Raw genomic sequence first — 5,046 nt, 5'->3', positions numbered from 1 at the left:
CGTTTCCCGGGATCACCGCCGAGCTGATCCTCTCCTCCGCGCTGGAGCAGTTGCGCGGCCGCGCCCTCCTCGCGCGCCGCCGCACGACCAACTGACCGCGCCGCGATGTTCTCCGCGAACGCGCTCGTCTGGTTCTTCGTCATCGGAGCGCTGGTCCACAACGCCGAGGAGGCGCTGTATCTGCCCGCGTGGTCGAGGCGTCTCGCCGCCGAACACGGTTGCGGCCTTCGCGCCGACGAGAAGCGGCGTCTGCCCGCGTGGTCGAGGCGGTTCGGCCCGCTGCGCCGCCCCGTGCCGCCGGCGCCCTTCCGCTTCGCCGTCGCCGTCCTCTCGCTGCTCCTCGTCGCCGCGGCCGCCGCCGCGACGCTGCAGGGTCCGCTGTCGCTCGGCGCCTATCTTTTCTCGGGGTACGTCTTCGCCATGGTCGCGAACGTCTTCGTCCCGCACCTCGCGGCGACGATCGCGCTGCGCCGCTACATGTCGGGCACGGCCACCGCCCTCGCGCTCAACCTCCCGCTCGGCGTCCTCCACCTCCGCCGCGCGCTGTCGCGGGGACTTGTCCGGCCCGCCGCGTTCGTCGTCGCCGCGGCGGCCGCGACGCTCGTCCTCGCCGCGAGCATCCCCGCGCTGCTCGCCCTCGGCCGGCGGATTTGGCGTTCCGGCGAAGCCCCCCGCTACAGCCCCGAGTCCTCGCAGGGGAAGATTCCTCTCTCTCGCTGATCTTCTTGAAACGCCGCGGAGGCCGCCGCGTACTGGCCCGCCATCCTGCGGGCGATCGCTCTCAGCGTTTCCACGACCGCCGGACCCGCCGCGTCCTTCCCTTCGAGCAGACGGGATCCTTCCCCCTGCGCCTCGTGCTCCATCGCCTCGAGCGGCCCGGCGTCGGAGGGAGACAACGAGCGATCGATGGAATCCAAGTGCCGCGCGACGCCGAGCGTCTGGCTGTACGAATCGCCGAGTTCCTCCTCGACCCACTCGTCGGACCGGCCGCGCACGGCGTCGATCGCCGCCTGCACGGCGCCGAGGGCCATCATCGACGGCTGCGAGGCGAGCGGTCCGTCCGAATCGGGAGAGGCGAGCACTTCCGGCATCGAGTAGACGTCGGGAAGCGAAGCGCCGCCTTCGGCCGCGCCCCACGAGAGCACCGCCGCCCAAAGAAGCGGCATCGTCGCCGTGACCGTCTCCCGCGCCTCCTTCGTCCCGAAGGTCTCCACGACCGGCAGCACTTTCTCGGCGTTCCAGACGCAGTACGCAGCAAGCCCCCAAGGCGACAGCCGCCGTCCCCACGACTTGAGTTCCTCAATTCCGCGCATCTTCGTCGTCCCCCTTGCGCCGCCCACATTGCCCGCGACCGAGGCCGCCTAGCTCTCCCGCTGTGCTTGGCAAATCAAGTCCGCGGCGGCGCGATGGAGCTTCGCCGACTCGAGGGCAACCTCGCGCACGCGTTCGACAACATCCGGGTCCGGATTCCTCCGGTTCCTGAGAAGTTCGAAGATCGCGGCCTGCGACTGCACCTCCTTCTCCCACAGGTCATTCAAGGGAAGGCCGCTCCCCTGCAGGAACTCCTCGGCGCCGAGAGTCACCTCCGCGAGCTTCATCACCGAATCGCAGAAGTGCCAGCGCGTCCCCCTCCGAGCCCCGGTACGAGCGGCGTCGGCTGCGATCTCCAAGGTGCCCGCCGCCTCCATCGCGTACCAGAACATCTCTTCCGGTTCCCAGACGCTCGTCTCCGGCGTCACGTAGTTCTTGACCGCCCGCGCATCCATGATCGAGACCCGCCCCGCGACAATGTCCCACAGGGGAGGCATGACCGCGTCGAACGCACGGCTCCAACTCGTGCGTCCAACGCCGTCCACGACTCCGCGCATCTTCTCGGCATTCGCCGCGCAGCAGGCCAGCGCCGCCCAGTACGTGATCCCCGGCGCCAAGACCAGAATCTCTCGGGCGCCCTGCACCGTGCTCTTGGTCATTTGAACGACATCCCCCATCGCCTGCCGGCCCTGATGTTCCACCCCCGCTGGTCCGTCCATGGAAGCCGAGAGGCGCGGCATCCCCCCGCGCCCGCCTCGGAATCGTAGACCAGGACGAGGGAGCGGCGGGCGCGGGCGCGGTGACTTTCGAGGAGCCGCGGCCGCCGCCGCGGCGGCCGCGACACTCGTCCTCGCCGCGAGCATCCCCGCGCTGCTCGCCCTCGGCCGGCGGATTTGGCGTTCCGGCGCCCCCCCGCTACAGCCCCGAGTCCTCGCAGGGGAAGATTCCTCTTTCCCGCTGATCTTCTTGAAACGACGCGGAGGCCGCCGCGCCTTTCGCGGGCCACGTGGCCGTGCCGGCGGTCGCGCTACTTCGCGCCGCCGAACAGCGGACGCCTACCCTTCTCCGTTCCGATCGGCTTCTCCCGCGAAGTCGCGTTCTTCGGCTTCCGGAACCAGAGCGCTTCGTCGAAATTGCATATCAAGTGAATCTCACCGTTCAACGTCGCCACAGCGGGCAAGAGCACGCCGCCATTCCCGGACAACGTGACGTACTTACCAGCCGCCCTATCTGAACCAAAACTCCATGTGCCGGTTTCGCTCTCTGGTCTTCCGGCCTTTACGCCATGGATTAGCACGTACGAGTTGTCCTTCCGAAGGACGAGGCGGTCGCCGGAGCGATCGGACTCGCCGTCGGCGGACACGAAATCGTATTCTCCAATCACCATGTCCTTTGTCACCGGCAAATTCAGGCAGTACTCCAAGTCGCACCCGCAGAGAAGCAGCGACAGCGACAACAGGATCAGCGCCCGCATTCGCGACCTCCCTGACCTGCCCCGATTCGTCGGCCCCTAGCCGGGCGGCACGGCGTCCCCGGCGTCCGCCTCGGAATCGTAGACCAGGACGACGAAGCGACGGGGCGGACGCGGTGCCTTTCGAGAAGCCGCGGGATCCGCCGGCTCAGTCGATGCCGGGAGCGGCCGGCGCACGACGATCCCGAAACGGGCGCCCAGGCGGAAGGCCATGACGGACGCCCGCGCTCGCAAGATCAGAGGGCGGTGCGACGTTCGAACGAACGCGCCGGCTTCAGCCTCATGCGGGCGCGAATACACCCGATAGATGGACCCCAGCGGGTCGGCCTTCAAAACCCGGCGGTCACAGACCAAGCCGTGCACCTCAACTTCGCCCCGAATGATCGGCCCCACAATCGAGGCTGCGGGCGCCGCCCTCCCGGCGTGGTCGACAAACCGGAGATCAAGCAGCAGCGCGCGGACTTGGCCGAATCCAAGTCGTTCGTCGCTCAGGTCCGGAAGGGCGGCCGAACGCCGCTAATGCGTTGCCACCACGAAGACATTCGACGCGGCCTCGCCCTCGCGCCCTCTCATCCAGCCCTGCACCGCGACGAATGAGCCGGAGGACACCGCAGGACAGTTCGGTTTCATGTCCGCAACGACAAGCCCAAGAGACTTCGGAAGGTCGATTTCGGCAGTCACACTTCCGGTTCCATACTGGACGACCACGAGCGACACGGCGTCTCGGCCGTTGCTCAAGTAGCGAATCTGGTCCTTGGCGACAAACGGAACGACCGGGAGGTCCAGGGTCGGTACCCGTTTCCGCCACAGCCGCCGACCGGCCGACGAATACCGGCTCAAATATGACTTGTAGCAGTCCCAGAACCGACACGGAACATGTTCGTAGCACACAGCGTCGGTTCCCTCCTCGAAACACAGTGCGCTTGAGACGAGAGAATCGAAGTAGCGCCGTGCGCCGCGCGGACTGTTCACGCGTGAGTGGTCCTTAGGGGACTTGATCAAGTGCTCTGCCAACCACGACTCCAAGCTTCTCTCGCGACACAGCCGTGCCGTCGCCAGGACCTCATCCACGGGATCACCGTCTCGACAAGTGATGCAGTGCGCCGTCTTCGGATCGACCTCGAATACGCGCCGCGCGTCGCTTGCCGCCGCGACAGCGAACGAAACGCTCGCCAAGACCAAGAGCGCGCGCCTTCCCGCCTTCCGCCCTCGCGACCGGACCGACGCGATCACGGCGTTGGTCTCTTGCATGTGGTCTGTGTCCCCCACTGCTGCCGTTCTTGCTGGCCCCGATGCTTCACCACTGTCTCAACCACTGTTTCGATTTCCAACTCCGCGGCGCCGGCGTCGCTTGCCGTTCGCCGACTGCCAGCTTCGGAGACGCTCAGCAAGGAGACGCCGAAAACCGCTTCGAGTCGCGAGCGCCGCTCGCGGCGGAACTGCGGCAGCGCCATCCTCCCTTGCCACTCCCACGCCCGGCGAACGATGGAGAGGGCCGCCGCGCCTTTCGCGGGCCAAGTGGCCGTGCCCGCGGTCGCGCTACTTCGCGCCGCCGAGCAGCGGACGCCGCCCCTTCTCCGTTTCGATCGGCTTCTCCCGCGAAGTCGCGTTCTTCGGCTTCCGGAACCAGAGCGCTTCGTCGAAACTCCATATCAAGTGAATCTCGCCGTTCAACGTCGCCACGGCGGGCAACAGCTCGCCGCCGCCAGCCCGTGACAAGATGACGTACTTTCCGAGAGCGCTATCTACGCCAAATCTCCATGTGCCGGTCTCGCTCTGTGGTCTTCCAGCCCTTACGCCACGAACGAGGACGTATGCGTTGTCCTTCCGAAGGACGAGGCGATCGCCGATGCGATCGGACTTGCCGCTGGCGGACACGAAGTCGTATTCGCCAATCACCATGTCCTTTGTCACCGGCAAATCCAGGCAGTACTCCAAGTCGCACCCGCAGAGAAGCAGCGACAGCGACAACAGGATAAGCGCCCGCATTCGCGACCTCCCTGACGTGCCCCGATTCGTCGGCCCCAAGCCGGGCGGCACGGCGTCCCCCGGCGTCCGCCTCGGAATCGTAGACCAGGACGACGAAGCGACGGGGCGGACGCGGTGACTTTCGAGAAGCCGCGGGATCCGGCGGCTCAGTCGATGCCGGGAGCGGCCGGGGGGAAGACGATCGCGAAGCGGGCGCCGCCGCCGGGGCGGGCGCCGACGTCGATGCGGCCGCCGTTCGCCTCGACGAGGGCGTAGGCGACGGAGAGGCCGAGGCC

The 5,046-nt window shown here is 67.5% G+C and carries 6 protein-coding genes; 1 reads left to right on the top strand and 5 read right to left on the bottom strand.

Annotated features, from left to right (window positions below; genetic code table 11):
* Window positions 1-105 precede the first annotated feature (105 nt).
* On the top strand, window positions 106-720 hold the full coding sequence (locus tag LLG88_03355; protein ID MCE5245944.1) for an HXXEE domain-containing protein: 615 nt from the start codon (window positions 106-108) through the stop codon (window positions 718-720).
* Here LLG88_03355 and LLG88_03350 read toward each other — a convergent pair.
* The 5 genes from LLG88_03350 to LLG88_03330 all read right to left on the bottom strand — a co-directional run bounded on the left by LLG88_03350 (window position 675) and on the right by LLG88_03330 (window position 4,771).
* A complete protein-coding gene (locus tag LLG88_03350; GenBank protein MCE5245943.1) occupies window positions 675-1,313 on the bottom strand; it encodes a hypothetical protein in 639 nt (212 codons plus the stop codon). The two genes, LLG88_03355 and LLG88_03350, sit on opposite strands and share 46 nt — an antisense overlap.
* A gap of 48 nt (window positions 1,314-1,361) precedes the next feature.
* Window positions 1,362-1,970: a hypothetical protein gene (locus LLG88_03345; protein MCE5245942.1), complete on the bottom strand. Its 609-nt coding sequence runs from the start codon at window positions 1,968-1,970 to the stop codon at window positions 1,362-1,364.
* Window positions 1,971-2,338: 368 nt separating this feature from the next.
* Window positions 2,339-2,785 (bottom strand): hypothetical protein, encoded by a 447-nt coding sequence (locus LLG88_03340; protein MCE5245941.1) that lies wholly within the window; start codon window positions 2,783-2,785, stop codon window positions 2,339-2,341.
* Window positions 2,786-3,298: 513 nt separating this feature from the next.
* Window positions 3,299-4,033, bottom strand: coding sequence for a hypothetical protein (locus LLG88_03335; protein ID MCE5245940.1), 735 nt, complete (start codon window positions 4,031-4,033; stop codon window positions 3,299-3,301).
* A gap of 288 nt (window positions 4,034-4,321) precedes the next feature.
* Window positions 4,322-4,771, bottom strand: coding sequence for a hypothetical protein (locus tag LLG88_03330; GenBank protein MCE5245939.1), 450 nt, complete (start codon window positions 4,769-4,771; stop codon window positions 4,322-4,324).
* Window positions 4,772-5,046 lie beyond the last annotated feature (275 nt).

Source organism: bacterium, assembly GCA_021372775.1.
Lineage (GTDB): Bacteria > Acidobacteriota > Polarisedimenticolia > J045 > J045 > JAJFTU01.
Note: the sequence above shows the minus strand (reverse complement) of the source record. Positions and strands in the feature narration are given on the sequence as shown.

Bases quoted from the DNA above. Each gene is read 5' to 3' on its own strand.
- LLG88_03355 (MCE5245944.1), top strand. From the start codon at position 106: ATGTTCTCCGCGAACGCGCTCGTCTGGTTCTTCGTCATCGGAGCGCTG.
- LLG88_03350 (MCE5245943.1), bottom strand. From the start codon at position 1,313: ATGCGCGGAATTGAGGAACTCAAGTCGTGGGGACGGCGGCTGTCGCCT.
- LLG88_03345 (MCE5245942.1), bottom strand. From the start codon at position 1,970: ATGACCAAGAGCACGGTGCAGGGCGCCCGAGAGATTCTGGTCTTGGCG.
- LLG88_03340 (MCE5245941.1), bottom strand. From the start codon at position 2,785: ATGCGGGCGCTGATCCTGTTGTCGCTGTCGCTGCTTCTCTGCGGGTGC.
- LLG88_03335 (MCE5245940.1), bottom strand. From the start codon at position 4,033: ATGCAAGAGACCAACGCCGTGATCGCGTCGGTCCGGTCGCGAGGGCGG.
- LLG88_03330 (MCE5245939.1), bottom strand. From the start codon at position 4,771: ATGCGGGCGCTTATCCTGTTGTCGCTGTCGCTGCTTCTCTGCGGGTGC.